General features: G+C 55.2%; 25 protein-coding genes. 14 read left to right on the forward strand and 11 right to left on the reverse strand.

Annotation, left to right across the window (positions count from 1 at the left end; all coding sequences use genetic code 11):
- Positions 1-29 precede the first annotated feature (29 nt).
- The 4 genes from AAIE02_RS21445 to tsgA all read right to left on the reverse strand — a co-directional run bounded on the left by AAIE02_RS21445 (position 30) and on the right by tsgA (position 5,069).
- Complete coding sequence (locus AAIE02_RS21445) at positions 30-920, reverse strand: LysR family transcriptional regulator (protein WP_498533232.1); 891 nt, start codon at positions 918-920, stop codon at positions 30-32.
- 71 nt (positions 921-991) lie between these two features.
- Positions 992-3,058 carry a 2Fe-2S iron-sulfur cluster-binding protein gene (locus tag AAIE02_RS21450; RefSeq protein WP_498533233.1) on the reverse strand — a complete coding sequence of 689 codons (2,067 nt, stop codon included), beginning with the start codon at positions 3,056-3,058 and terminating at the stop codon, positions 992-994.
- 27 nt (positions 3,059-3,085) lie between these two features.
- The gene (locus AAIE02_RS21455) at positions 3,086-3,703 is read right to left on the reverse strand and encodes a glutathione S-transferase family protein (RefSeq protein ID WP_336983129.1); all 618 of its coding nucleotides are present in this window, start codon (positions 3,701-3,703) and stop codon (positions 3,086-3,088) included.
- Between the two features lie 181 nt (positions 3,704-3,884).
- On the reverse strand, positions 3,885-5,069 hold the full coding sequence (gene tsgA / locus AAIE02_RS21460) for an MFS transporter TsgA (RefSeq protein ID WP_008457065.1): 1,185 nt from the start codon (positions 5,067-5,069) through the stop codon (positions 3,885-3,887).
- 280 nt (positions 5,070-5,349) lie between these two features.
- On the opposite strand from tsgA, the gene ppiA reads away from it, so the two are divergent.
- The 3 genes from ppiA (at position 5,350) to argD (ending at position 7,921) form a co-directional block, all read left to right on the forward strand.
- Positions 5,350-5,922, forward strand: coding sequence for a peptidylprolyl isomerase A (gene ppiA, locus AAIE02_RS21465; RefSeq protein ID WP_008457067.1), 573 nt, complete (start codon positions 5,350-5,352; stop codon positions 5,920-5,922).
- Positions 5,923-6,047: 125 nt separating this feature from the next.
- Complete coding sequence (gene pabA / locus AAIE02_RS21470; protein WP_498533234.1) at positions 6,048-6,611, forward strand: aminodeoxychorismate synthase component 2; 564 nt, start codon at positions 6,048-6,050, stop codon at positions 6,609-6,611.
- Between the two features lie 89 nt (positions 6,612-6,700).
- Positions 6,701-7,921 carry a bifunctional acetylornithine/succinyldiaminopimelate transaminase gene (gene argD, locus AAIE02_RS21475; protein ID WP_498533235.1) on the forward strand — a complete coding sequence of 407 codons (1,221 nt, stop codon included), beginning with the start codon at positions 6,701-6,703 and terminating at the stop codon, positions 7,919-7,921.
- Positions 7,922-7,923: 2 nt separating this feature from the next.
- Here the strand turns inward: argD and AAIE02_RS21480 are convergent, their stop codons facing one another.
- Both AAIE02_RS21480 and crp read right to left on the reverse strand, forming a co-directional pair.
- Complete coding sequence (locus tag AAIE02_RS21480; RefSeq protein WP_498533236.1) at positions 7,924-10,008, reverse strand: YccS/YhfK family putative transporter; 2,085 nt, start codon at positions 10,006-10,008, stop codon at positions 7,924-7,926.
- Positions 10,009-10,070: 62 nt separating this feature from the next.
- Positions 10,071-10,703 carry a cAMP-activated global transcriptional regulator CRP gene (crp, locus tag AAIE02_RS21485; protein WP_003852956.1) on the reverse strand — a complete coding sequence of 211 codons (633 nt, stop codon included), beginning with the start codon at positions 10,701-10,703 and terminating at the stop codon, positions 10,071-10,073.
- A 312-nt stretch (positions 10,704-11,015) separates the two neighbouring features.
- On the opposite strand from crp, the gene AAIE02_RS21490 reads away from it, so the two are divergent.
- Positions 11,016-11,420: an OsmC family protein gene (locus tag AAIE02_RS21490; protein WP_498533237.1), complete on the forward strand. Its 405-nt coding sequence runs from the start codon at positions 11,016-11,018 to the stop codon at positions 11,418-11,420.
- A 36-nt stretch (positions 11,421-11,456) separates the two neighbouring features.
- Here AAIE02_RS21490 and AAIE02_RS21495 read toward each other — a convergent pair whose 3' ends face one another.
- From AAIE02_RS21495 to AAIE02_RS21505, 3 genes are all read right to left on the reverse strand, one after another.
- On the reverse strand, positions 11,457-12,326 hold the full coding sequence (locus tag AAIE02_RS21495) for a phosphoribulokinase (protein WP_008457077.1): 870 nt from the start codon (positions 12,324-12,326) through the stop codon (positions 11,457-11,459).
- A gap of 90 nt (positions 12,327-12,416) precedes the next feature.
- Positions 12,417-12,635, reverse strand: a complete 219-nt coding sequence (locus AAIE02_RS21500; protein ID WP_008457083.1) for a YheU family protein — start codon at positions 12,633-12,635, stop codon at positions 12,417-12,419.
- Between the two features lies 1 nt (position 12,636).
- The gene (locus AAIE02_RS21505; RefSeq protein ID WP_498533238.1) at positions 12,637-13,653 is read right to left on the reverse strand and encodes a hydrolase; all 1,017 of its coding nucleotides are present in this window, start codon (positions 13,651-13,653) and stop codon (positions 12,637-12,639) included.
- A 60-nt stretch (positions 13,654-13,713) separates the two neighbouring features.
- Here AAIE02_RS21505 and AAIE02_RS21510 point away from each other — a divergent pair, with 60 nt between their 5' ends.
- On the forward strand, positions 13,714-14,316 hold the full coding sequence (locus AAIE02_RS21510) for a LysE family translocator (RefSeq protein WP_008457089.1): 603 nt from the start codon (positions 13,714-13,716) through the stop codon (positions 14,314-14,316).
- A 41-nt stretch (positions 14,317-14,357) separates the two neighbouring features.
- On the opposite strand, the gene AAIE02_RS21515 is transcribed toward AAIE02_RS21510, so the two are convergent.
- Positions 14,358-16,262, reverse strand: a complete 1,905-nt coding sequence (locus tag AAIE02_RS21515) for an ABC transporter ATP-binding protein (protein ID WP_336706432.1) — start codon at positions 16,260-16,262, stop codon at positions 14,358-14,360.
- Positions 16,263-16,386: 124 nt separating this feature from the next.
- On the opposite strand from AAIE02_RS21515, the gene kefG reads away from it, so the two are divergent.
- The 4 genes from kefG (at position 16,387) to slyD (ending at position 19,638) form a co-directional block, all read left to right on the forward strand.
- Complete coding sequence (gene kefG, locus AAIE02_RS21520) at positions 16,387-16,938, forward strand: glutathione-regulated potassium-efflux system ancillary protein KefG (protein WP_008457093.1); 552 nt, start codon at positions 16,387-16,389, stop codon at positions 16,936-16,938.
- Positions 16,938-18,743, forward strand: a complete 1,806-nt coding sequence (gene kefB, locus AAIE02_RS21525; RefSeq protein ID WP_008457096.1) for a glutathione-regulated potassium-efflux system protein KefB — start codon at positions 16,938-16,940, stop codon at positions 18,741-18,743. Before kefG ends, kefB begins: the two co-directional genes overlap by 1 nt.
- 11 nt (positions 18,744-18,754) lie before the next feature.
- A complete protein-coding gene (locus AAIE02_RS21530) occupies positions 18,755-18,955 on the forward strand; it encodes a YheV family putative zinc ribbon protein (protein ID WP_016538480.1) in 201 nt (66 codons plus the stop codon).
- A 98-nt stretch (positions 18,956-19,053) separates the two neighbouring features.
- Positions 19,054-19,638, forward strand: coding sequence for a peptidylprolyl isomerase (gene slyD, locus AAIE02_RS21535; protein WP_008457098.1), 585 nt, complete (start codon positions 19,054-19,056; stop codon positions 19,636-19,638).
- A gap of 51 nt (positions 19,639-19,689) precedes the next feature.
- On the opposite strand, the gene AAIE02_RS21540 is transcribed toward slyD, so the two are convergent.
- Positions 19,690-19,908: a protein SlyX gene (locus AAIE02_RS21540; RefSeq protein WP_008457099.1), complete on the reverse strand. Its 219-nt coding sequence runs from the start codon at positions 19,906-19,908 to the stop codon at positions 19,690-19,692.
- 230 nt (positions 19,909-20,138) lie between these two features.
- On the opposite strand from AAIE02_RS21540, the gene fkpA reads away from it, so the two are divergent.
- The 5 genes from fkpA to tusB all read left to right on the forward strand — a co-directional run bounded on the left by fkpA (position 20,139) and on the right by tusB (position 23,074).
- The gene (gene fkpA / locus AAIE02_RS21545) at positions 20,139-20,966 is read left to right on the forward strand and encodes an FKBP-type peptidyl-prolyl cis-trans isomerase (RefSeq protein WP_008457100.1); all 828 of its coding nucleotides are present in this window, start codon (positions 20,139-20,141) and stop codon (positions 20,964-20,966) included.
- Between the two features lie 339 nt (positions 20,967-21,305).
- A complete protein-coding gene (locus AAIE02_RS21550; RefSeq protein ID WP_008457101.1) occupies positions 21,306-22,034 on the forward strand; it encodes a helix-turn-helix transcriptional regulator in 729 nt (242 codons plus the stop codon).
- Entirely contained in the window at positions 22,034-22,420 is a 387-nt protein-coding gene (tusD, locus tag AAIE02_RS21555; RefSeq protein ID WP_336983134.1) for a sulfurtransferase complex subunit TusD, read from the forward strand. Before AAIE02_RS21550 ends, tusD begins: the two co-directional genes overlap by 1 nt.
- Complete coding sequence (gene tusC, locus AAIE02_RS21560) at positions 22,420-22,779, forward strand: sulfurtransferase complex subunit TusC (protein WP_498533239.1); 360 nt, start codon at positions 22,420-22,422, stop codon at positions 22,777-22,779. Before tusD ends, tusC begins: the two co-directional genes overlap by 1 nt.
- A gap of 7 nt (positions 22,780-22,786) precedes the next feature.
- Complete coding sequence (gene tusB, locus AAIE02_RS21565; RefSeq protein WP_166994595.1) at positions 22,787-23,074, forward strand: sulfurtransferase complex subunit TusB; 288 nt, start codon at positions 22,787-22,789, stop codon at positions 23,072-23,074.
- The last annotated feature ends 121 nt before the right edge of the window (positions 23,075-23,195 follow it).

A 23,195-nucleotide genomic window follows, 5' to 3' on the forward strand; every position in this document is an offset into this window, starting at 1 on the left:
TTCCGCCAGTAGCAGGCGTTAGAGGATATTCAGTTCAGCAAAGGGTTCGCGCGGAGCCGGGCAACAATAAAGTCAACAAAAGTGCGTACTTTGGCGGAAGCGTGGCGGCCTTCGGTATGCACCACATGTATGGGGAGTGGCTCAAGCTCGTATTCGCTCAGTACGATTTGCAGTTCCCCCTCGTGCAGGGCTGGCGCTATCTGATAATCCAGGACTCGCGTCAGCCCCCAGCCTGCTTTTGCGGTGGCAATCGATGACTCGTTGTTGTTGCACTGGAGCGCGGCGTTGATCATGAGGCGTTGTTCACCCGCAAAGCGCCACTCCGGTGAGGCCCAGGCACTGGCCGAAGAGACAATACGGTGGTTTTTGAGGTCCGCAGGTGTCAACGGTGTGCCATGTTTTTCCAGGTAACCTGGGGAAGCGCAAACGACCCGGCGCACGGTGCCGACTTTGGTTGCCGTCAGCCCTGAATCGGGCAAATGCCCAATGCGAACGGCGACATCGATTCCTTCTTCGATGATGTTTACCTGGCGATCAACGAACAGTGACCGGGCGCGCATGGTTGGCCACGCATCAAGATAATCAGTGATCGCCGGCAAGACGAATTTCTGGCCGAACAGCACAGAGGCGGTAACCGTCAGGATCCCAGACGGCGTGGCATAGGAGCCTGCCGCTGCCGCTTCGGCTTCCTCTATGCTGGTGAGAATCGTGCGGCAGTCGTTGAGATATCGCAGGCCAGGCTCGGTCAGCTTCACTGTGCGTGTGGTGCGGATAAACAGCCGGGTTCCGATGACCTCTTCCAGGGCAGCAACCGCACGCGTGACCACTGGCGCACTGATATGGAGCTGGCGTGCCGCAGCGGCAAAACTCTCGGTTTCTGCGACTTTGACGAAAATTTTCATCGCCTGCCAACGATCCATGCGCAACCTCATCACCTGCCTGAAAGGAATTTCAGTATCGGGTATTCGCCGGGTATGGCGCAATCCCGGTATTACAGCTCAAGCTGAATGCGGTTTTCTTCTCCCGCAGGCAGCTGCGCCGGAACTGCGCAGCAAATCAGGACCTCATCATCTGCCGTGCTTGCGGACGGTATTTTCGGGTAGGTGACTGAGCCTTTGAGGAGTTTAGTCCGGCAGGTTCCGCAGTGGCCTTCCCGGCAGCTGAATTCCGGACTTAATCCGCGGGCTTCGGCCAGGTCTAAAAGCGAACCTGAATCCGGCATCCAGCGAGCCTCTTTTAGCGATTGCATAAAAGCAACTGGCACGGGGCTGGTGGCCGGAGGCAGGGCGTCAGATTTTGGCATTTGACTGGCTGTGGTGCGAACCAACGCTGAGGGACCAAAGGCTTCGGCATGGATTCTGTCATCGCCGATGTTGTATTTCCGCAGTCCGTCATAGAGAGATTGGGTGAACGCCGCCGGGCCGCAAACATAGAAATCGTAGTCGTTAAACGGCAGACGGCTCGTGAGCAGCGACATATCAATATGACCATGCACGTCATAGTCTTTATCTGGCCGGGCATCGCCTGGCTGGCTGAGGACGCGAATCGCCTGTACGGCGCCTTTAGCCGCCGCGACCAGTTCGCCAATCTCGTGAGTAAAAGGTAAATCTTCCCGCTGTCTTGATGCCTGGAACAAAAAGGTTTGTCGAATACGTTGTTTGCGTAACCCTTCATAGACAATGTGCCGCAGCATGGCGAGCATCGGGGTAATGCCGACGCCGCCCGCCAACAGGACGGCCGGACGTGGCTCGTGGGCATTCAGGGTGAAATCACCCGCCGGAGCACGGACGTCAATGCTATCGCCAATGGAAACGCTGTCGTGCAAGTGCCGGGAGACACTTCCGTCCCGCTTAACGCTGATGCGGTAAAAAGCATCTGAGGGAGCCGAGGAAAGTGTGTAAGTGCGGATAACCGGCGCCCCTGCGGCATCAGGCTTCACGCGAATGGGTAAATGCTGCCCGGCGAGATGAGGCAGCAGGCCAGCATCGTCGTCAGGTTGAAGATAGAAAGAGCGAATCGAGCGGCTCTCATCCTCAATCTTCGCCACGCGAAAAGGCCGCCAGCGGGTGGCGAGTTCCGTCGCTTTCAGGCGGTTGCTGGCTGCCTGCCAGTCTCCGGTCATCAGCGAATGAGGAGAAAGCCCCTCGGCTTCAAACTTCCAGCGCAGCGCCAGCGCGTTGCGGCGGCGTACAACCCGACGGGCTTTAAACGTCCATAGCCGTTCTGCGCCCTGGAAGGCGGCGATTTCCGGTGAGTCCAGAATGACTTTTGCTTCGCCGGTCATTTGCAGCATGTCGCCGGTGTTAAAGTCCACGAACAGCAGGCCAGCCTGGCCGTTAAGCAGGATGTTACCGAGCGTGGCAAAAAAGAGATTGCCGTTGAAATCGGGAATGGTCAGCGTGCCGTCGTCGCCGACCCGGATGAAGCCCGGTTTACCGCCGCGGTGGGAAACGTCGGCCTGTCGCTTACCTTCTCTTTCGGCCCAGGAGGCGACAAAAAAGGCATCAGCTGCCTGAATCATTGCGCTTGCTTCAGCGTCCAGCCCCGGAAGGGTCTCTACCGTACCACCTGCATGACTACCGGGCGCGCGGCTAAAAGTGAACTCGCGGAGCTGAATATAGCGCGGGCAGTTGCCAAAGCTTTGGTCGACCTCGACCTGAAAACCGTTGTCCGTTTGCAGGAGCGTGCCGTTCATCCGGTTACGCCGCCGGGTATGAAGCTCGATTCCCAGCAGGCCAATGGAGGCGCGATCCCGCATTCCTTCGGCGGCCGGATCTTCCGTTGTCAACGACGCCGCAATTGTCAGACGGGTCGACGTCGGAGATGTGATAAAACCGGGATCGCCTTCCAGAAATGTTGCCCACGCTTCACCCGTTGGGGAGACGCTGCCGATGACGATAAAAGGCAACTGAGCGTAGAAGTCACGATGCTGCTCGGGCATGTGATCGCGTATCACTCGCTGGCCTACCTCCGCCATGCGTTCGGTTACGCCGACCTTGTCCTGAAGGAGTATTTCACCTTCATGCCAGACGGACTTCTTCGCCAGCTTATCGCTCATTTATTTACTCTCCCCGGAAGCTCGAGATCAGGCGACGGCGTTCAGACCGGCGGCCGTTTTCACGAAAGGCACAAATCCCGGCAGTGCTTCGATACGGCGCAGGAAGGCGTTAACGGCCGGGTAAGCAGAAAGATCAACATTCCCTTCAGGTGCGCTGGAGGTGTAGCTGTAAATGGCAACGTCGGCGATGGTCGGGTGGTCGCCGACCAGCCATTCACGGCCGGCAAGATGTTGCTCAAGTCGCCCCAGGACCACGTGTGCCCGGGCAATCACCTCATCGGGATTAAATTTTGCGCCGAAAACCGTCACCAGGCGCGCAGCTGCCGGACCAAAAGCGAGGTCTCCCGCCGCGACGGAAAGCCAGCGTTGAACGGCTGCCGCACCCTGCGGGTCTTCCGGTAACCATGCACTTTGGCCGCTTTTTTTCGCCAGGTAGACAAGAATGGCATTGGAGTCAGGGATCAGCGTGCCTTCGTCATCCAGCAGTGGCACCTGTCCAAACGGGTTAAGCGCCAGGTATTCCGGCTGTTTGTTGGCGCCCGTTTTCAGATCCAGTTCAACAACTTCATGGGGGAGACCGAGCAGGGAAATGAATAAGCGTGCGCGGTGGGCATGGCCTGAGAGAGGGAAGCTATAGAGTTTCATGCTTAGAGTCCTGATTGGCTGAGCGGGAAGATCCCCGAACGATGCAAACAGGTTGCCACAGGCAATAATGGGCAGGAATAAGCCTTATCGGCAATTCATTATTGCGAAAAACGTAATAATAGCGGGAGGGAGAGTGAAAGAACCCTCTCCCCGTTAAAGGAGAGGGTGAGTCGCAGGACTATCAGTGTGCCGCAGCTTCTGCGCCATGGCGGCGGTGCCTGGTGACGAACCCAAGCAGCAGGCACATGACGAAGACGACAGCGTACAGGCCATTGGCGGTGTGCAGAGCAGCCAGAGGGCCACTGTGCGCCACGATTGGACCAGTGACGATGAAGGTCAGCATGGTGCCCACGGTGCCGCAGGTCAGGACAAAGTTAACCAGTTTCGGGGAAGAGACTTTGGTCTGCTGTGAACCCAGGGTGATGATCGTGGTGTAAATGGCGCTGGAGAAGAAACCAAGCGACAGAATAAACCACGCCAGGTGAGCCGGGTCACCGTGGTTGAACAGGTACATCAGCACGGTGGCTGCCCCGGCGAGCACGGTCAGAATGCGCTGCAGGTCGAAGAAACGCAGGATGAAACTGAACGCCCACATGCCGAACATGTAAGACATCCAGAAGTCACTCACCAGCTTACCGGCATCGTTGATGCTCATGCCCAGGCCTTTGGCATATTCCGGAACCCAGGAAATAAAGCCTAGCTGGCCGAGGATGTAGCACAGCGCCGCGATGGACAGGAACAGCACGCCGATGCCCCATTTTTCTTTGGTGACAGGCTGGTCGTCTTTCTTCGCATGTTTGCCCAGCGCCGGGAATTCACAGCCCAGGGTCAGCAGGAAGATAGCGACATAGACCAGGCCGATACATACGTAGACCCAGTACCAGTTGATGCTGCGAGCCAGCAGAATAGCGGCGACCATCGGGAAAATCATCCCGGCCATGCTGAAGAAGGAGTCGGTAAACAGCAGGCGGGAACCGCGCTGACGCCCTTCATACATATGGGTGATCAGGAAGGTACCAATCGACATGGTTATCCCGCTCACAAGGCCCAGTACGAACATGGATGCGGAGAAGATAGCCAGGTTATGACCGAAGATCAGGCCAGCGACGGCCAGCACCATCAGCAGGAAACCAAAGCGCAGCTGGGTTTTCAGCGGCACGATTTCCATCAGCCAGGCGTTCAGGAAGATAGAGATTAAAATACCGGCATTAAGGAACGTAAAGGTATTACTCATGCTGGACACCGGCAGATTGAAGTACTCTGCGATGTTTCCCATCACCATCCCGGTGACGATCACCAACGCGCCAGTCAGGGCGTAGGAGAAGAAGCTAATCCATAAGAGCTTGGTTCGGTTGCTGTTAGTCATAACGAGCCTGTGCAAGGAAATGTAAAGCGCATTGACAGCGCGGCGGACGGGCAGATTTTAGTCATTTGCGTGATCTATTTAAATGAATTATGAATTTATTGCTGAAATAAACTGACTGAATCATGAGGTGTGTCACATATTTCAATCTATTTCAGCGTGTTGGCGCGGCAACTCGTTGATTTGCGTGTAAGTAAAAAACCGTAAATGGCTGGCGTCGGCTGCGGTGCCTCTTTACAATCAAGCCACTTGCTTCACTCACTGCCTTCGTAAGGAATTGTTCATGCTCAAATCGACACTGGCGGCTGTTGCAGCTGTATTCGCCCTCTCTGCGCTTTCACCTGCGGCGCTGGCTGCAAAAGGCGATCCGCACGTCCTGTTGACCACCTCGGCTGGCAATATTGAGCTTGAGTTAAATAGCCAAAAAGCGCCGGTTTCGGTCAAAAACTTCGTGGATTACGTCAACAGCGGTTTTTATAACAACACGACCTTCCACCGCGTAATCCCGGGCTTTATGATTCAGGGCGGCGGTTTCACCGAAGATATGAATCAGAAGCAGCCTAACCCGCCTATCAAAAACGAAGCGGACAATGGCCTGCGCAATACCCGCGGCACCATTTCTATGGCGCGTACCGCAGACAAAGACAGCGCCACCAGCCAGTTCTTTATCAATGTGGCCGATAATGCCTTCCTGGACCACGGCCAGCGTGACTTTGGCTACGCCGTATTTGGTAAAGTGGTCAAAGGTCTGGACGTTGCCGATAAAATTTCCCAGGCGCCAAGCCATGACGTCGGCCCGTACCAGAATGTGCCGACTAAACCTATCGTGATTCTTTCCGCGAAGGTCCTGCCTTAAGTATTTCTGCGCGGGCCTCAATCGCCCGCGCTACGCCTTCCCTGAAGCAGAGAATTTCAATAAGTGGTGAGCCTGGCGTTGGAAAGCGACTAGAATAGCGCGTTCTTTTTTGCCCTGGAGCTGCCATGTTACTGCTTATCGACAACTATGATTCCTTCACCTGGAACCTCTACCAGTATTTTTGCGAACTGGGTGAGGAGGTGTTGGTTAAGCGTAACGATGAAATTGGGCTGGACGGTATTGAGCGCCTGACCCCTGACAAGTTGGTGATCTCTCCAGGCCCTTGTACCCCGACCGAGGCGGGTATTTCACTTGCCGCCATTAATCACTTTGCCGGGCAGCTACCGATTCTTGGCGTCTGTCTCGGACATCAGGCTATTGCGCAGGTGTTTGGGGCGGCTATCGTGCGGGCCGAACAGGTGATGCATGGCAAAACCTCTGCCATCAGCCATAACGGCAGCGGCGTATTCCGTGGGCTGAATAATCCGCTGACCGTGACGCGCTATCATTCGCTGCTCATTGATCCCGATACTCTGCCTGACTGTTTTGAGGTCACGGCCTGGACGGACAAACAGGAAATCATGGGCATCCGTCACCGCTCGCTGGATCTTGAGGGCGTGCAGTTCCACCCGGAAAGTATTCTCAGCGAGCAGGGGCATGCGCTGCTGGCGAATTTCCTCCAGAGATGAATTGGTACTTGCCTGTTTTTGGTTTTTTATGCATATTTCGTGATTATATTTTCATTGGTGTCTAACGCATAAAAACGGGTGGGGAATAAATGACAACTGAACAATCAGCGGTTACGCGGGCAACCTTCGATGAAGTGATTCTGCCGATTTATGCACCAGCAGAATTTATTCCAGTGAAAGGGAAAGGCAGCCGCGTGTGGGACACCGCCGGGAAGGAGTACGTGGATTTTGCCGGAGGCATCGCCGTGACCGCCCTGGGGCATTGTCACCCTGCGCTGGTGGAGGCGCTGAAAACCCAGGGTGAAACCCTGTGGCACACCAGCAACGTTTTTACTAATGAGCCCGCCCTGAAACTTGCCCGTAAGCTGATTGATGCCACCTTTGCCGAGCGCGTCGTCTTCATGAACTCCGGTACGGAAGCGAACGAGACGGCTTTCAAGCTGGCTCGCTATTATGCTTCGACCCGCCATAGCCCGTACAAAAGCAAAATCATCGCCTTCTACAATGCGTTTCACGGGCGTTCGCTGTTCACCGTTTCCGTGGGTGGACAGGCTAAATACTCCGACGGCTTCGGCCCGAAACCTGCCGATATTATTCATGTGCCGTATAACGACCTCGCGGCGGTGAAAGCGGTGATGGACGATCATACCTGCGCGGTGGTGGTGGAGCCGATTCAGGGCGAGGGTGGCGTGACCGCCGCGACGCCGGAATTCCTGCAGGGGCTGCGCGATTTGTGTGATGAGCACCAGGCGCTGCTGGTCTTTGATGAAGTGCAGTCCGGCATGGGCCGCACGGGCGAGCTTTTCGCTTACATCAACTACGGCGTCACGCCAGATATTCTGACCAGCGCCAAAGCGCTTGGCGGTGGTTTCCCGGTAAGCGCTATGCTGACTACCCATGAAATTGCCTCCGCGTTCCACGTCGGCAGCCACGGTTCTACCTACGGCGGCAACCCATTGGCCTGTGCGGTGGCCGGGGCGGCTTTCGATATCATCAACACGCCGGAAGTCCTCAAAGGTGTGGCGGACAAACGTCAGCTTTTCGTTGAACAACTGCAAAAGATAAACGCACAGTTCGATCTGTTCAGCGACATTCGCGGCATGGGGCTGTTGATTGGCGCAGAGCTTAACGAGAAGTACAAAGGGCGCGCCCGCGAGTTTCTCTACGCTGGCGCGGCAGAAGGTGTGATGGTATTGAACGCCGGGCCGGACGTTATGCGCTTCGCGCCTTCGCTTATTGTCGAGGACGCGGATATCCTGGAAGGGATGCAGCGCTTCGCCAAAGCGGCTGCCAGCGTGGTAGCCAGCTAAGGCTAACCCGAGCGTCGCAGACGGCGGTTGAGCCAGATCCCATGATGAGGCCGCTGGCGCCAGGCGACCGAGGAGATGGTATGCATGGTGTTCAGGTGGCCAATAATCCGCTGTAAATGCTGCTCCATGGTGCTTAACGGCCCCGTGGGCAGCGTGTCCGATTCCAGGATATTCGTGTCGTTCGACCCGCCAGGCCCGTCATACTCCAGCCTTTGCTGGCACCGCTGTAACCCAATCTCACAAGACTGTAGATATTTCTGCGCCAGGTCCGGCGTCAGCATGTTGTGTTCGCGCGCCAGCGTGGTCATGGCGTTGATATGCTCGACGATGAACTGGCTGTGCGTCACCCAAAGTTTCATGTCTGCCAGGTAGTGGGAGTTAAAGCCTGGCTCCTGCATCGCCTGATTGAGCGAGTTGAACAGCGCATTGTGCGCCTGGTTGACCCGCATACGCTGCCAGGCCAGCGGCGTGGGCTCTGGATCGTTGCTTAGTATCAGCCGAATAGCGTCCTGGTCCGCCTCCAGCGCGTCGTGGGCGTTCTGACGCAGCAGGCCGGTTTGCCACTGTGGCCACAGCCAGATCATGCCGCCAAAGGCGATCAGGCAGCCAAGCAGAGTGTCTATCAGCCTGGGAATAATGTAACTCTCGGCGCTGAGGGTGATGAGCTGCAGGGTATATACCGCCGTGACGGTGAAGCCAATGGTGGCCCAGCCGTAGCTTTTGCGGATAAACAGGTAACTCACCAGCGTAATCATTAACATCGCCAGCAGGGTGTAGCTGTCCGGGACGTGGAAGTGCAGGGTGATACCCGCGATACATAGCCCCGCCATGGTACCTGCCGCCCTGTGAACAATGCGCACCCGCGTTGCACCGTAGCCGTTTTGCGTCACGAACATCACCGTCATTAGGATCCAATACGGCTTTGGCAGGTGTAAGAAGGAGCCCAGCAGGCTGGCAATGGTCAGCATCACACCTAAGCGCGCGGAGCTGCGCAAAGCGGAGGATTTAAACGAGAGATAGCTTTTCAGGGCCGGGAAAAACGGTAAACGGCGTTCCCTGTCCTCCATTAAATCCCTCACGTACAGCGGCCGCTGGGTTTTCAGTACCCGGGCAATGCGGCTGAAGTGGTAATGGCAGAACTGCCCCACTGGATTGTCCGGATTCTGGCGGGCGATTTTTTCCAGGGCGTCGATCTGCTTATCCATGGTAAAGCGCGTTGGATAGCGGTGGTAAAGAATATCGTCTGCCAGCACGCGCAGGCGCGCGGCGATGGTTTGAGCATTCCAGCGGATCACGGCTTCCGCATGGCTTTGCTCGACCAGTTTTTGCACCTCTTCAGGCTGATGCAGGCTAACCGAAATGTGTTCCTGCAGATCCAGCGCAACCTGGAAAGCGCGTAACAGACGCTTGTAGCCGTTTTGCTGGTTGGCCGATAGCATATGCAGCTGCTGGTAGCAGGTAGTGATCAGGTCGACGGCTTTTTGCTGGCGGGCCAGCAGCGGCGGCAGCGCTTTTTCCGGGTCGGTATGCTGGGTCAGCAGGCTGTACTTTGCTTCGCAGTAATCTGCCAACTGGCGGTACAGCAGGCTGAGCGACTCCCTGAGCGGTTGTTCACGCCATAGCCGGAACCAGAACCAGTTGAAGGCGCCGTACCAGATGGTGCCGAAGATATAGAGTACCATGGGCTTCCAGATCGGCATATTCCCGGCCATGCTGAGCGTAAAAATAGCGGCGATCAGCGATGCGGGCAGCAGACGGGCGTGAAGTGAGCTGATTTCTGCCGTCACGCCGAGCAGCAGAGCCATGACGATCAATATCGCCGGGAGCGGGATGTGGGTGTAAAGCAGCAGAAGCTGCAGGATAAGGCTGCTGAGAGCGAACAGGCTGCCGCCGATGATCAATCGTTTGAAGAAGCGCTTGTGCGGCGTGTCCAGCCCGGCAATGTTGCAGCAGGCGGGAACTAACGAGAAGAGCAGACCGTTTTGCAGGTTGCCAAGCAGCAGGCCGACAGCCACGGGAAGACACAGCACCAGCGTTTGCCGCAGCGCGTAGTTAACTTCCGGGTGGTAAATTAATCTCTTCCACATAGCCTGAATTGTAGAGACAAAAAAGGCGTGTTACCGAAGCGACACGCCTTTATAAGGGCTAATTAACGGGTGCCGTAAACGACAATCGTTTTACCGTGGGCGGAAATGAGGTTCTGATCTTCCAGCATTTTCAGAATACGGCCAACGGTTTCGCGGGAGCAGCCCACGATCTGACCGATTTCCTGGCGGGTGATTTTGATTTGCATCCCGTCCGGGTGGGTCATGGCATCCGGCTGTTTAGCCAGGTTCAGCAGCGTCTGAGCAATGCGGCCGGTCACGTCGAGGAAGGCGAGGTTGCCTACTTTCTCAGAAGTTACCTGCAGGCGGCGCGCCATCTGGGAAGAAAGGCGCATCAGGATGTCCGGGTTGACCTGAATCAGCTGACGGAATTTTTTATAGGAAATTTCAGCTACTTCACAGGCTGACTTGGCGCGAACCCAGGCGCTACGCTCCTGGCCTTCTTCGAACAAACCTAATTCACCAATGAAATCACCCTGATTCAGATAAGAAAGGATCATCTCCTTGCCTTCTTCATCTTTAATCAGAACAGCTACGGAGCCTTTGACGATGTAGTACAGCGTCTCCGCCTTTTCACCCTGGTGAATCAGCGTGCTCTTCGACGGATACTTATGAATGTGGCAATGAGACAAGAACCATTCGAGAGTCGGGTCTGTTTGCGGTTTGCCAAGCACCATGCGCGGTTATCCTCTGTTATAAACTGGCTACCAAAGACAAGACGCGGAACCTCTTGTCTGGCGTTGCAATCGTGAAATTTTCCCAAGCCCTGGGAGCTGGCGGGCAGGTTAACCCTGCGGCCTGTAATTAGTCGTTTCCTCTGCTTACGGCATAAACGTCTCTGTATCGCAGCAGCATCCGGATTGTTTTAGCATAGCTTTTGGTTAGTGTCTTGTATTGTCTCGTTTCAGCATGACCTGGATCGCCTTACGTTGCCAGTTTTCACGTAGACGCGTAATCTGAAAGAAATTTTTATTACGGGAGTAGGTAAAATGCAGGCACGTGTTAAATGGGTGGAAGGCATGACCTTCCTCGGCGAATCCGCTTCTGGCCACCAAGTTCTGATGGACGGGAACTCCGGGGATAAAGCGCCAAGCCCGATGGAAATGCTGCTGATGGCCGCGGGCGGTTGTAGCTCAATTGACGTGGTGTCGATTCTGCAAAAAGGCCGCCATGATGTGACGAATTGTGAGGTGAAACTGACTTCCGAACGTCGTGAAGAAGCACCTCGTCTGTTTACCCGCATTCATTTGCATTTTGTTGTGACCGGGAAAGAGCTGAAAGAAAGTGCGGTTGCCCGCGCCGTTGAGCTGACCGCAGAGAAATATTGCTCGGTGACGTTGATGCTGGAGAAAGCCGCAGAGATTAGCCACAGCTACGAAATTATTGAAGCCTAAGTAGAAAAGGGCGGTATACAGACCGCCCTTACGCCATCAGGCAATTTTCCTGCCTTCCGCCAGCCGCTGCACCAGCGGGGCCATGATCAGCTCCATCGCCAGCCCCATTTTCCCGCCCGGTACCACCAATGTATTGATGTGGGAGATAAACGACCCCTGCAACATCGCCAGCAGATAAGGGAAGTCGATGTCGTCCAGCCCACGGAAGTGAATGACCACGAAGCTTTCGTCCAGCGACGGAATGGCTCGCGCGGCAAACGGGTTAGAGGTGTCTACCGTCGGAACGCGCTGGAAGTTGATATGGGTACGTGAGAACTGCGGCGTAATGAAGTTGATGTAATCGTCCATGGAGCGCACTACGGAATCCATCACCGCTTCCCGTGAATGGCCGCGTTCGCTGGTATCGCGCACCAGTTTCTGAATCCATTCCAGGTTAACGATGGGCACCACGCCTACCAGTAAATCGACGCAGTCGGCGACGTTATGTTGAGGGGTGACTACACCGCCGTGCAGGCCTTCGTAAAACAGGACGTCAGTGGGCTCCGGGAGCGGCTGCCAGGGCGTAAAAGTGCCCGGCACCTGGTTCCACGGCACCGCTTCATCGTAGGTATGCAGGTATTTACGCGCTTGCCCTTTGCCGGTCTGGCCGTATTCGATAAAGGTTCGTTCCAGTAACCCGAAGTCGTTGGCGTCTGGCCCAAAGTAACTAATATGGCGGCCAGCATCGCGTGCTTTGCGGATAGCCATGTCCATTTCCGGGCGGGTATAGCGGTGGAAACTGTCGCCTTCAACTTCAGCGGCGCGCAGGTTGAGCTGTTGGAAAATCTTGCGGAAAGCGAGACTGGTGGTCGTGGTGCCGGCGCCGCTGGAACCTGTGACCGCAATAACCGGGTGTTTGGCTGACATAGGGTGAAAACTCCGTGAGGGATCGGAAAAGAGATCTGTATCTGCTTGTTATACTTTTCAGCCAGTATAGATCACCCTGCCAGTCAGCGGTCAGCCGCGAAACTGCCCGCGCGGCATAATGTTCACCGTTTCATGGAGTTCAGACCAAACCAGCACGGCCTCGCCGCTTTGTAACTGGCGCTTCACGTCGGCGACTTTTTGCGTCAGCGAGCGCTCCTGCTCACCATAATCGGTGCCTTCCCGTAATACAAAAGATTCAATCAAATTGTCGAGCGTTTCAGGGTCGAGATCTTGCCAGGGAATGATCATTTCAGTGGTCCAGGAAGCGGGTTAGCCAGTCGGGAATGCGCTGCTCAAGCCACATCTGTGGGCGCAGCAGAGTCCCGCCGACAAAGCCAACGTGGCCGCCGTAAGTCGTGAGCTGGTAGTGGATATTGGGCGGCAGCGTTTCGCGATCCGGGATGACGTGGTGATCCATAAACGGGTCGTCTTTGGCGTGAATAATCAGCGTCGGAGCGGCAATTTCCGGTAAAAGCGGCATGGCGCTGCACTGGCGATAGTAGTCCAGCGCGTCGGCAAAGCCATGGATCTTCGAGGTAATTAAGTCATCGAACTCGCGAATGCGGCGCAGGTTTTTCAGCTTGCGGAGGTCGATTGGCAGCGAGCCAGGGTAGCTCTTCAGCTTACGGGCGGCATTTTTCTTCAGCAGATTCAGCAGGTAATGCTGATAGACGCGCGAGAAGCCCTGCTCCATGTGGTAGCAACACTGCTCAAGCATCAGCGGGGCGGAAACAATCACGCCGGCTTTCAGCGTGCAGGCAGCGCCCTGTTTTGCCATCAGGCAGGCGAGCATGTTCCCACCCAGCGAAAAACCAACTGCGGCGGTGGGGACTTCACCGTAGCGCTGGTTTAACCATTCGAGGAAGTAAGTACCGTCTTCGGTTTCGCCGGAGTGATAAATGCGTTCTTTACGGTTCGGCACGCCGCTGCAGCCGCGAAAATGCATCACCACGCCCAGCCAGCCGCGTTTTTTCGCCGCTTCTATCATACCGTGAGCATACGGGCTGTGGAGGCTGCCTTCGAGTCCGTGAAACACGACCAGGCGAGGTTTGTGCATAGCGGTTTGCGGATCTTCGCTCCACGCAAGATCGACGAAATCCCCGTCCGGCATATCCAGCCGCTGCCAGTGGGGTTTGAAATTGATTCGACGACGAATCAAACGTGGGATCATGGTTTGCAGATGCGGGTTACTGAGTCCGCGCATCGGGCGGAAATCGTCACCTTCATCATGATGAATATTCAATTCTAAAGGACTTGTACTGGCCATATCACACTGTTAGTTTCGTTTAGTTCGCTAATTATTCTTCGGGTGTGGAGCACCCAATTCATGGACTTAACGCTTTTTCTTTCGATGCTGGGCTTTCTCTGGGTCGCCGCCATCACACCTGGCCCTAATAATACGCTACTTACCGCATCCGGGGCGAATTACGGTTTCTTCCGCAGCCTGCCGCTGATGATTGGCATCATGCTTGGGATGCAGTGCATTTTAGTGCTTGTTGCCTTCGGCGTAGGCAGCTTAATCCTACTTTACCCCGCTCTGCACCTTATCCTGAAGATTGCCGGGAGCGTTTACCTTTTGTGGCTAGCCTGGAAAATTGGCACCGCGAAATACGAGCGCCTGGAAACGGATGCGGCCCCGCCGTCTCCGGTACCTTTCTGGCAAGGTGGCCTGCTGCAGGTGATTAACCCTAAAGCGTGGCTGATGGCGCTGGGTGCGGTAGCCAGTTTCAGCCTGGCGGGCGCAGCCTACCTGCATTCCGTGGCGATGATTAGCGTAGGGATTGCGCTGGTGAACATTGTGGCCGGGGTTATCTGGATAGCCTTTGGCAGCCTGATTGGCCTGTTCCTGCGCAGCCGTCGCTCCTGGGCTATTTTCAACGTCAGCATGGGCGTGTTAACCGCCGCCTGCGTGCTGCTTATCTGGCGTTGAGGGCAAACCCTCTCCTCGCGAGGAGAGGGAAACGTTCGCGTTTAGTCGGCCTGCAGCATCTGTTCAAGCTGTTCCTGAATATCCAGCCATTCCATCTCGCACTCTTCCAGCGCCGACTTCACTTTTACCTGCGTTTGCAGGCATTCGTTCATCTCGGCTTTACGGCTCTGGTCGTAGATAGCGCTGTCTGCCAGCTTCTCTTCTACTTCTGCAAGCTGAGCGTTCAGCTTTTCCATCTGCTTTTCAAGCTGGGTAATTTGCTTGCGCAGCGGCTGAGTTTGGGTGCGAAGTTCGGCTTCACGGCGCTTCTGGTCCTTGCGGGCCTGGGCGCTGTTGGCGTTATCTTTCGCTGATTCCGCGGGCTGATTCTCCTGTTTTTGCAGGTCGCTCAGCCACTGTTGGTAATCCTCGAGGTCGCCATCGAAAGCTTCCACTTTGCCGTCGTGCACCAGGTAGAGATCGTCCGTGGTGGAGCGCAGCAGGTGGCGGTCGTGCGAAACCACAACCAGCGCGCCCTCAAAGTCGATTAGCGCTTCGGTCAGCGCCTGGCGCATGTCGAGATCGAGGTGGTTCGTCGGTTCATCGAGCAGCAGCAGGTTAGGGCGCTGCCAGACAATCAGCGCCAGCACCAGCCGGGCTTTTTCACCGCCGGAGAAACGCGCCGTTTGTTCCGTGACTTTATCGCCCTGGAAACCAAAGCCGCCCAGATAGTCACGCAATTGCTGTTCCAGCTCGCGTGGGGCAATACGAGCCAGATGCTGAAGCGGCGATTCATCGGCGCGCAGGTATTCCAACTGATGCTGGGCGAAGTAGCCGAGCTTGATGCCTTTGGCCAGGCCAATGTCACCCTGCAGCGGCTGCAATTCACCGGCCAGCAGTTTGATTAACGTGGATTTCCCCGCCCCGTTTCGGCCCAGCAGGCCAATACGCGAGCCAGGAACAAGGTTCAGCTTGATGGAGTTGAGGATCACTCGCTCACCGTAGCCTGCGCTGACCTTTTCCATCCTCAGCAGTGGATTGGGAAGGTTTTCTGGCGCACGGAAGCTGAAGTGAAACGGGTTATCGACGTGAGCCGGGGCAATCAGCTCCATGCGCTCCAACATTTTCACGCGGCTCTGCGCCTGCTTGGCTTTGGACGCTTTAGCTTTAAAGCGATCGATAAAGCTTTGCAGGTGGGCCACTTTTTGCTGCTGGCTTTCGTACATCGACTGCTGTTGAGACAGGCGAGTTGCGCGCTGGATCTCAAATGACGAATAGTTGCCGGTGTACTCGAACATATTTTCCTGTTCGATGTGGATAATTTTATCGACCACCGGATCGAGGAAGTCCCGGTCGTGAGAGATAAGAATCAGGGTACCCTGGTAGCTTTTCAGCCAGCGCTCCAGCCAGATGACCGCGTCCAGATCGAGGTGGTTGGTTGGTTCATCGAGCAGCAGCAGGTCGGAACGGCAAATGAGCGCCTGGGCAAGGTTAAGACGCATGCGCCAGCCGCCCGAGAAATCGCTTACCGGGCGTTCCAGCTGTTCATTGCTGAAGCCCAGACCGTGCAGCAGGCTGGAGGCGCGTGAGCGAATGGTCCACGCATCGACCGCGTCCAGCTTGCCGTGAACCAGCGCAATGGCGTGACCGTCGTTGCGTTCGTTGGCGACGTCTAGCTCGGCTTCCAGCTTGCGGAATTCACGGTCGCCGTCGATCACATACTCTATCGCCGGCATCGCAAGGGCTGGTGTTTCCTGATTCACCCAGGCAAGCTGCCAGTTGCCGGGAAAGCTTGCGCTCCCGCCATCGGCGCTTATCTCGTTTTTCAGCAACGCCAGCAGCGTGGATTTTCCACAGCCGTTTTTACCCACCAGGCCGACTTTTTGCCCGGGGTTGATGGTGGCGGTGGCGTTATCCAGCAGAACGCGGGTGCCGCGACGAATTTGTAACGAGGAGAAAACAATCATAAAGCGCCGTATGTTCAGAGTATGTTAAATTGTCATTGTAATTCGTTAACATGTCGCCTGGGCAACAGGTCGGGCTGCATGGTAGCCCAAAATAATGACTATGACGACGCCCTGGAGGGTAATGATGTCGCAGCCGCCGAAAGTTTTGCTGCTGTATGCCCATCCGGAATCCCAGGACTCGGTGGCTAACCGGGTTTTGCTTCAGCCGGCTCTGCAGCTTGAAAATGTGACCGTGCACGATCTCTACGCGCACTATCCCGATTTCTTTATCGATATTTATCACGAACAGTCATTGCTGCTGGAGCACGATGTCATTGTTTTTCAACACCCTCTTTATACCTACAGCTGCCCTGCGTTGCTGAAAGAGTGGATGGATCGCGTCCTAAGCCGGGACTTTGCCAGCGGCATCGGAGGCAACGCGCTGGCGGGAAAGTACTGGCGCAGTGTGATCACCACCGGCGAGCCGGAAGGGGCCTATCGCTATGACGGCTATAACCGCTTCCCCTTAACCGAAATTTTACGACCTTTTGAGCTCACCGCGGCGATGTGCAAGATGCACTGGCTGATGCCGATTATCGTTTACTGGGCTCGCCGCCAGTCTAAGCCGGAGCTGCAAAGCCACGCGAAAGCTTATGGTGAGTGGCTGGCGAATCCGTTGCCGATGGGAGGCCGCTGATGGAAGGTTCTGATTTACTGTTGGCGGGGGTGTTGTTTCTCTTCGCGGCGGTTGTTGCTGTCCCGGTTGCCGCACGTTTAGGCATCGGCGCCGTGCTGGGCTATTTGCTGGCAGGTATCGCTATTGGCCCCTGGGGCTTAGGGTTTATCAGCGATGTTGATGAAATCCTGCATTTCTCCGAACTGGGCGTGGTGTTCCTGATGTTTATCATCGGGCTGGAGCTGAATCCGTCGAAGCTATGGCAACTGAGGCGCTCTATCTTTGGCGTTGGGGCGGCGCAGGTGATTCTCAGCGCGGTGGTGCTCGCGGGCCTGCTGATGCTGACGAATTTTTCCTGGCAGGCGGCAGTGGTGGGCGGCATCGGCCTTGCGATGTCTTCCACAGCGATGGCGCTGCAGCTGATGCGCGATAAAAGCATGAACCGCAGCGAATCCGGTCAGCTAGGCTTTTCGGTCCTTCTGTTCCAGGATCTGGCGGTGATCCCGGCGCTGGCGCTGGTGCCGCTGCTGGCCGGGAACGGCGACGATCATACCGACTGGATTAAAGTCGGCCTGAAGGCGTTGGCGTTTATCGGCATGCTATTGGGCGGGCGCTATTTGCTTCGCCCGGTTTTCCGCTTTATTGCCGGGTCCGGGGTGCGTGAAGTCTTTACCGCGGCTTCGTTGTTGCTGGTCCTTGGCTCGGCGCTGTTTATGGATGCGCTTGGGTTTTCTATGGCCTTGGGAACGTTTCTGGCTGGCGTGCTGCTGGCGGAAAGTGAATATCGCCACGAGCTTGAGATTGCTATCGATCCGTTCAAAGGCCTGCTGCTGGGGCTGTTCTTTATCTCTGTTGGCATGGCACTGAATCTGGGCGTTTTGTTCACCCATTTACTGTGGATTGCAGTGAGCGTGGTTGCGCTGGTGGCGGTGAAAGCCACCATTTTGTATGGCCTGTCGCGGGTGTATGGTTTGCGTAGCTCTGAGCGGCTGCAGTTTGCGGGCGTGCTAAGCCAGGGCGGAGAGTTTGCCTTCGTGCTGTTTTCCGCGGCGGCCTCACAGAAGCTGTTCCAGGGCGATCAAATGCCGCTGCTGCTGGTCACGGTTACGCTGTCGATGATGACCACGCCGCTGCTGATGAAAGGTGTGGATGCGATTCTTGCCCGGCGCTTTAATCCGGGCGAGGAAACAGAAGAGACGCCTTACGTTGAGGACGATCATCCGCAGGTTATCATCGTCGGATTTGGGCGTTTTGGTCAGGTGATAGGCCGCCTGTTGATGGCGAATAAGATGCGTATCACCGTTCTTGAACGGGATATCAGCGCCGTAAGCCTGATGAGAAAATACGGTTATAAGGTGTATTACGGCGATGCGACGGAAGTGGAACTGTTGCGTTCGGCGGGAGCGGAAGAGGCCAAATCCATTGTTATCACCTGCAATGAGCCGGAAGATACGATGCGGATAGTCCATCTCTGTCAACAACACTTTCCACATCTTGCCATACTGGCGCGTGCTCGCGGCCGCGTTGAGGCACATGAATTGTTGCAGGCCGGCGTTAAACTGTTCTCGCGTGAAACCTTCTCCAGCGCCCTTGAACTTGGGCGTAAGGCCTTGCTCACGCTGGGTATGCATCCTCACCAGGCGCACCGGGCTCAATTACATTTCCGCCGACTGGATATGCGTATGCTGCGTGAACTGATGCCAATTCACACGGACAGTGCGCAGATTTCCAGGGTGCGGGAAGCCCGGCGTGAGCTGGAAGATATTTTTGAACGTGAAATGCAGCAAGAGCGTCGGCAGCTGGACGGCTGGGACGAATTTGAATAAGGGTGAAGCCAATGTCAGTGCGTAAGCGTTTTATTGCCGGGGCCGTTTGTCCCAAATGCCAGGCTAAGGATTCTCTCGCGCTGTGGCGCGAGAACAACGTTGATATCGTTGAGTGCGTAAAGTGTGGCCATCAGATGCGAGAGGCCGACAAGCAGGTTCGCGAGCACGTTCGCGAGCAGGAGCAAGTGATAGGGATTTTTCATCCCGACTAGCGAGATGGAGCAGCTTTTTTTAAGCTAGAGGGTACAGCGGCGCAGATTTCCGCTACAATCGGCGCCAGTTTTTTCCCTACGCTCGTTCAGGAGATATCATGAAAGTAGCAAAAGACCTGGTGGTCAGCCTGGCCTATCAGGTACGTACAGAAGACGGTGTGTTGGTCGATGAGTCTCCGGTGAGCGCGCCGCTGGACTACCTGCACGGTCACGGCTCCCTGATTTCTGGCCTGGAAACGGCGCTGGATGGTCACGAAGTTGGCGACAAGTTTGACGTTGAAGTGGGCGCGAACGACGCTTACGGTCAGTACGACGAAAACCTGGTGCAGCGCGTACCGAAAGACGTCTTCATGGGCGTTGACGAGCTGCAGGTTGGTATGCGCTTTATGGCGGAAACCGATCAGGGCCCAGTGCCGGTCGAAATTACCGAAGTGGAAGACGAGCACGTTGTGGTTGACGGTAACCACATGCTGGCCGGCCAGAACCTGAAATTCAACGTGGAAGTTGTTGCTATCCGCGAAGCGACCGCTGAAGAGCTGGCCCATGGCCACGTTCACGGTGAGCACGACCATCATCACGACCACGATCACGAGGGTTGCTGCGGTGGTCACGGCCACGATCACGACCATGGTCACGAGCATGGTAAAGGTGGTTGCGGTAACGGCGGCTGTGGTTGCCACTGATCGCTGTGAAAGAGAAAAGGCCGCATTAGCGGCCTTTTTTACGTCTGTTATTCAGTAATGCGGCGGCGGCGTCTCTTCGGACTCTGAAGCGATCATCGACGGCTGGCTGGCCTTGAGCTTTTCAACCAGCAGACGGAAATGCTCGCGAAGTTTGACCATCTCAAGCTCGTGCGCCGTCACGGTCTGGTTCAGCTCTTCAATCGTAATCTCCTGAAAGGCAAGACGACTCTCGAGATCTTCCAGCCGTTGTTCGGTGGATTTAGTGTGCATGGCGGTTCCTCTTTTGCCTGCGCGATGGACAATATGCGGTGATTTTACTGAAAATGACCCAGCTTTACAGCGCAGAAGCACGTTGAAGGAAACTTCTTTAAACAAAAAGAATCTCAATTTGACTCGATAACTCGCTGAGAGATTGTGTAGATTTCTTTCACGACGTTATAGTACGTCACTTAGCTTATTTGAAACCCTGGGGTGAGAGGCCCCGGCCCTTGGAGAGATGGATGAAATCATTATTTAAAGTAACGCTTCTGGCGACCACAATGGCCGTTGCCCTTAATGCCCCTGCTTTTGCGGCGCCTGCTGCAGCGAAAGATGCACCTGCGGCTCAGGCTGACAGCAAAGCGGCCTTTAAGAACGACGACCAGAAAGCCGCCTATGCATTAGGCGCATCGCTCGGGCGTTACATGGAAAACTCCCTGAAAGAGCAGGAGAAACTGGGGATCACCCTGGACAAGGCTCAGCTGATCGCGGGCGTACAGGATGCGTTTGCGGATAAGAGCAAACTGTCTGACCAGGAAATCGAACAGACTCTGCAGGCGTTCGAGACTCGCGTAAAAGCCTCCGCTCAGGAGAAAATGGAGAAAGACGCTAAAGAGAACGCGGACAAAGGTAAAGCCTTCCGTGATGCTTTCGCCAAAGAGAAAGGCGTTAAAACGTCTTCTACCGGCCTGATGTATAAAGTTGAGAAAGACGGTACCGGTGATGCGCCGAAGGATACCGATACCGTTGTGGTTAACTACAAAGGTACGCTGATCGACGGTAAAGAGTTTGATAACTCCTATACCCGCGGTGAGCCACTGTCCTTCCGTCTTGATGGCGTGATCCCAGGCTGGACTGAAGGCCTGAAAAACATCAAGAAAGGCGGCAAGATCAAGCTGGTTATTCCACCAGAGTTGGCTTATGGCAAAACCGGCGTGCCGGGGATCCCTGCCAACTCTACGCTGGTGTTTGAAGTTGAACTGCTGGACATTAAACAAGCGCCAAAAGCTGACGCTAAGCCAGCCGCTGCTGCAGATGCTAAAGCCGCTGACGCAGCCAAAAGCAAGTAATTAGCAGGTCGTTTGAGCCGCCGCCCACCGGGCGGCGGTTTTGTTTTTGGCACCAGCGTTTATTCCCCCCACGCGTAATGAGGAGAATAAAGACTGGAAAGCACATCTTACGTTGTATTACCTTAGCGGGCAGCGTTTCAACCGAGTATGAGTCTGCCCTGACACCATCAAAGCGCGACAGGCTCTCTTTAGAGTAAATTGCTGGCAACGTCTTTTATCCATAACACGCTCAATTTGCAGCAATAAAAATAATGGACGAAGTCTGCTGATTTACCCCAAACGCCCGAGAACCCCGTTGTCCGGACGTTTGTCATCAATCTGAGAGGGTGGTATTTTTTCATGTCCAATTCGCTTTTAACCAACGAAACCAGTGAACTTGATTTGCTGGACCAGCGTCCTTTTGAACAAACCGACTTCGAAATATTAAAATCCTATGAAGCGGTCGTGGACGGGTTAGCGATGCTGATTGGCTCCCATTGCGAAATCGTTCTGCACTCCCTGCAGGACCTGAAATGTTCAGCTATTCGTATCGCTAATGGTGAGCATACCGGGCGAAAAATAGGCTCGCCAATTACCGATCTGGCCTTGCGCATGCTGCACGATATGACCGGGGCCGACAGCAGCGTCTCTAAATGCTACTTCACTCGCGCAAAAAGCGGCGTTCTGATGAAGTCGGTGACGATTGCGATTCGCAACCGCGACCAGCGTGTGATTGGTTTGCTTTGCATTAACATGAACCTCGACGTGCCGTTCTCCCAGATCATGTCGACCTTTATTCCACCGGAAACTCAGGATCAGGAAGTGCCGTCTTCGGTAAACTTTGCGTCCTCCGTGGAGGATCTGGTGATGCAAACGCTGGAATTCACGATTGAAGAAGTGAATGCCGATCGTAACGTCTCAAATAACGCCAAGAACCGCCAGATAGTGCTCAACCTCTATGAAAAAGGGATCTTCGACATCAAAGATGCCATCAACCAGGTTGCCGATCGGCTGAACATTTCCAAACACACCGTTTATCTCTACATTCGCCAGTTCAAAAACGGCGACTTCCTCGGTCAGGATAAGTAATGCGTTTTGCCTTGATGGTTACTGGCCCGGCTTATGGGACGCAGCAGGCAAGCAGTGCATTGCTGTTTGCCCGGGCGTTGCTGGCGGAAGGACACTCGCTGGAGAGCGTTTTTTTCTACCGTGAAGGGATTTATAACGCCAATCAGCTGACCGCCCCGGCAAGCGACGAAGTTGATCTTGTTCGCGAGTGGCAGAGGCTGAGCGCGCAGCACGGTGTGGCACTGCATATTTGCGTGGCTGCGGCATTGCGTCGCGGTGTGACCGATGAAGAGCAGGCCAAATCTTTGGGGCTCAAGGTGAGTAATCTCCAGCCTGGCTTTACGCTTAGTGGCCTCGGGGCGCTGGCAGAATCCGCGCTTACCTGCGAAAGAATGGTGCAGTTCTAATGAAACGTGTCGCTTTTGTTTTTCGATCGGCGCCGCACGGCTGCACGGCTGGCCGGGAAGGGCTGGATGCATTATTGTCGACGTCGGCCCTGTCAGAAGATATCGGCGTGTTCTTTGTTGGCGATGGCGTTCTACAGCTGCTGCCGGGGCAACAGCCTGCCAAAGTGCTGGGCAGGGATTACATTGCCACTTTCCGCATTTTGCCGCTGTACGATATTGAGCAGTGTTTCCTTTGCGCTGCCTCAGTAAGGGAAAGAGGGCTTTCGGGTCAGGCATCCTGGGTTATCGATGCGGAAGCGCTTGAGCCTGATGTGCTTCGGGAAAAACTGAATCAGTACGATGTGGTACTTACCTTCTGAGGCTCCTATGCTGCATACCTTACGTCAGTCGCCCTTCCAGTGTGATATCACCGAGATTCTGCGTTATGCCCAGCCTGGTGACGATTTACTGCTGATTGAAGACGGCGTGATTGCCGCGCTGAATGGCAGCCGGGCGCTTGAATTACTGCTTTCCGCCCCCATTACTGTTAGCGCTCTGCAAGAAGATGTTGAGGCTCGTGGCCTCTCTGCTCAAATTTCATCCAAAATTGAGCGTGTCGGCTATACTGACTTCGTCAGATTAACGATAAAACATAGCCAGCAGTTCGCCTGGTGAGGGCGGATCGCTGTATATTTCTTGACACCTTTTCGGCTCAGCCCTAAAATTCTGCGTCCTCATATTATATGAGGCCGTTTTATTACGTGTTTACGAAGCAAAAGCTAAAACCAGGAGCTAT

Source organism: Cedecea sp. Ae19-4 (assembly GCF_059801165.1).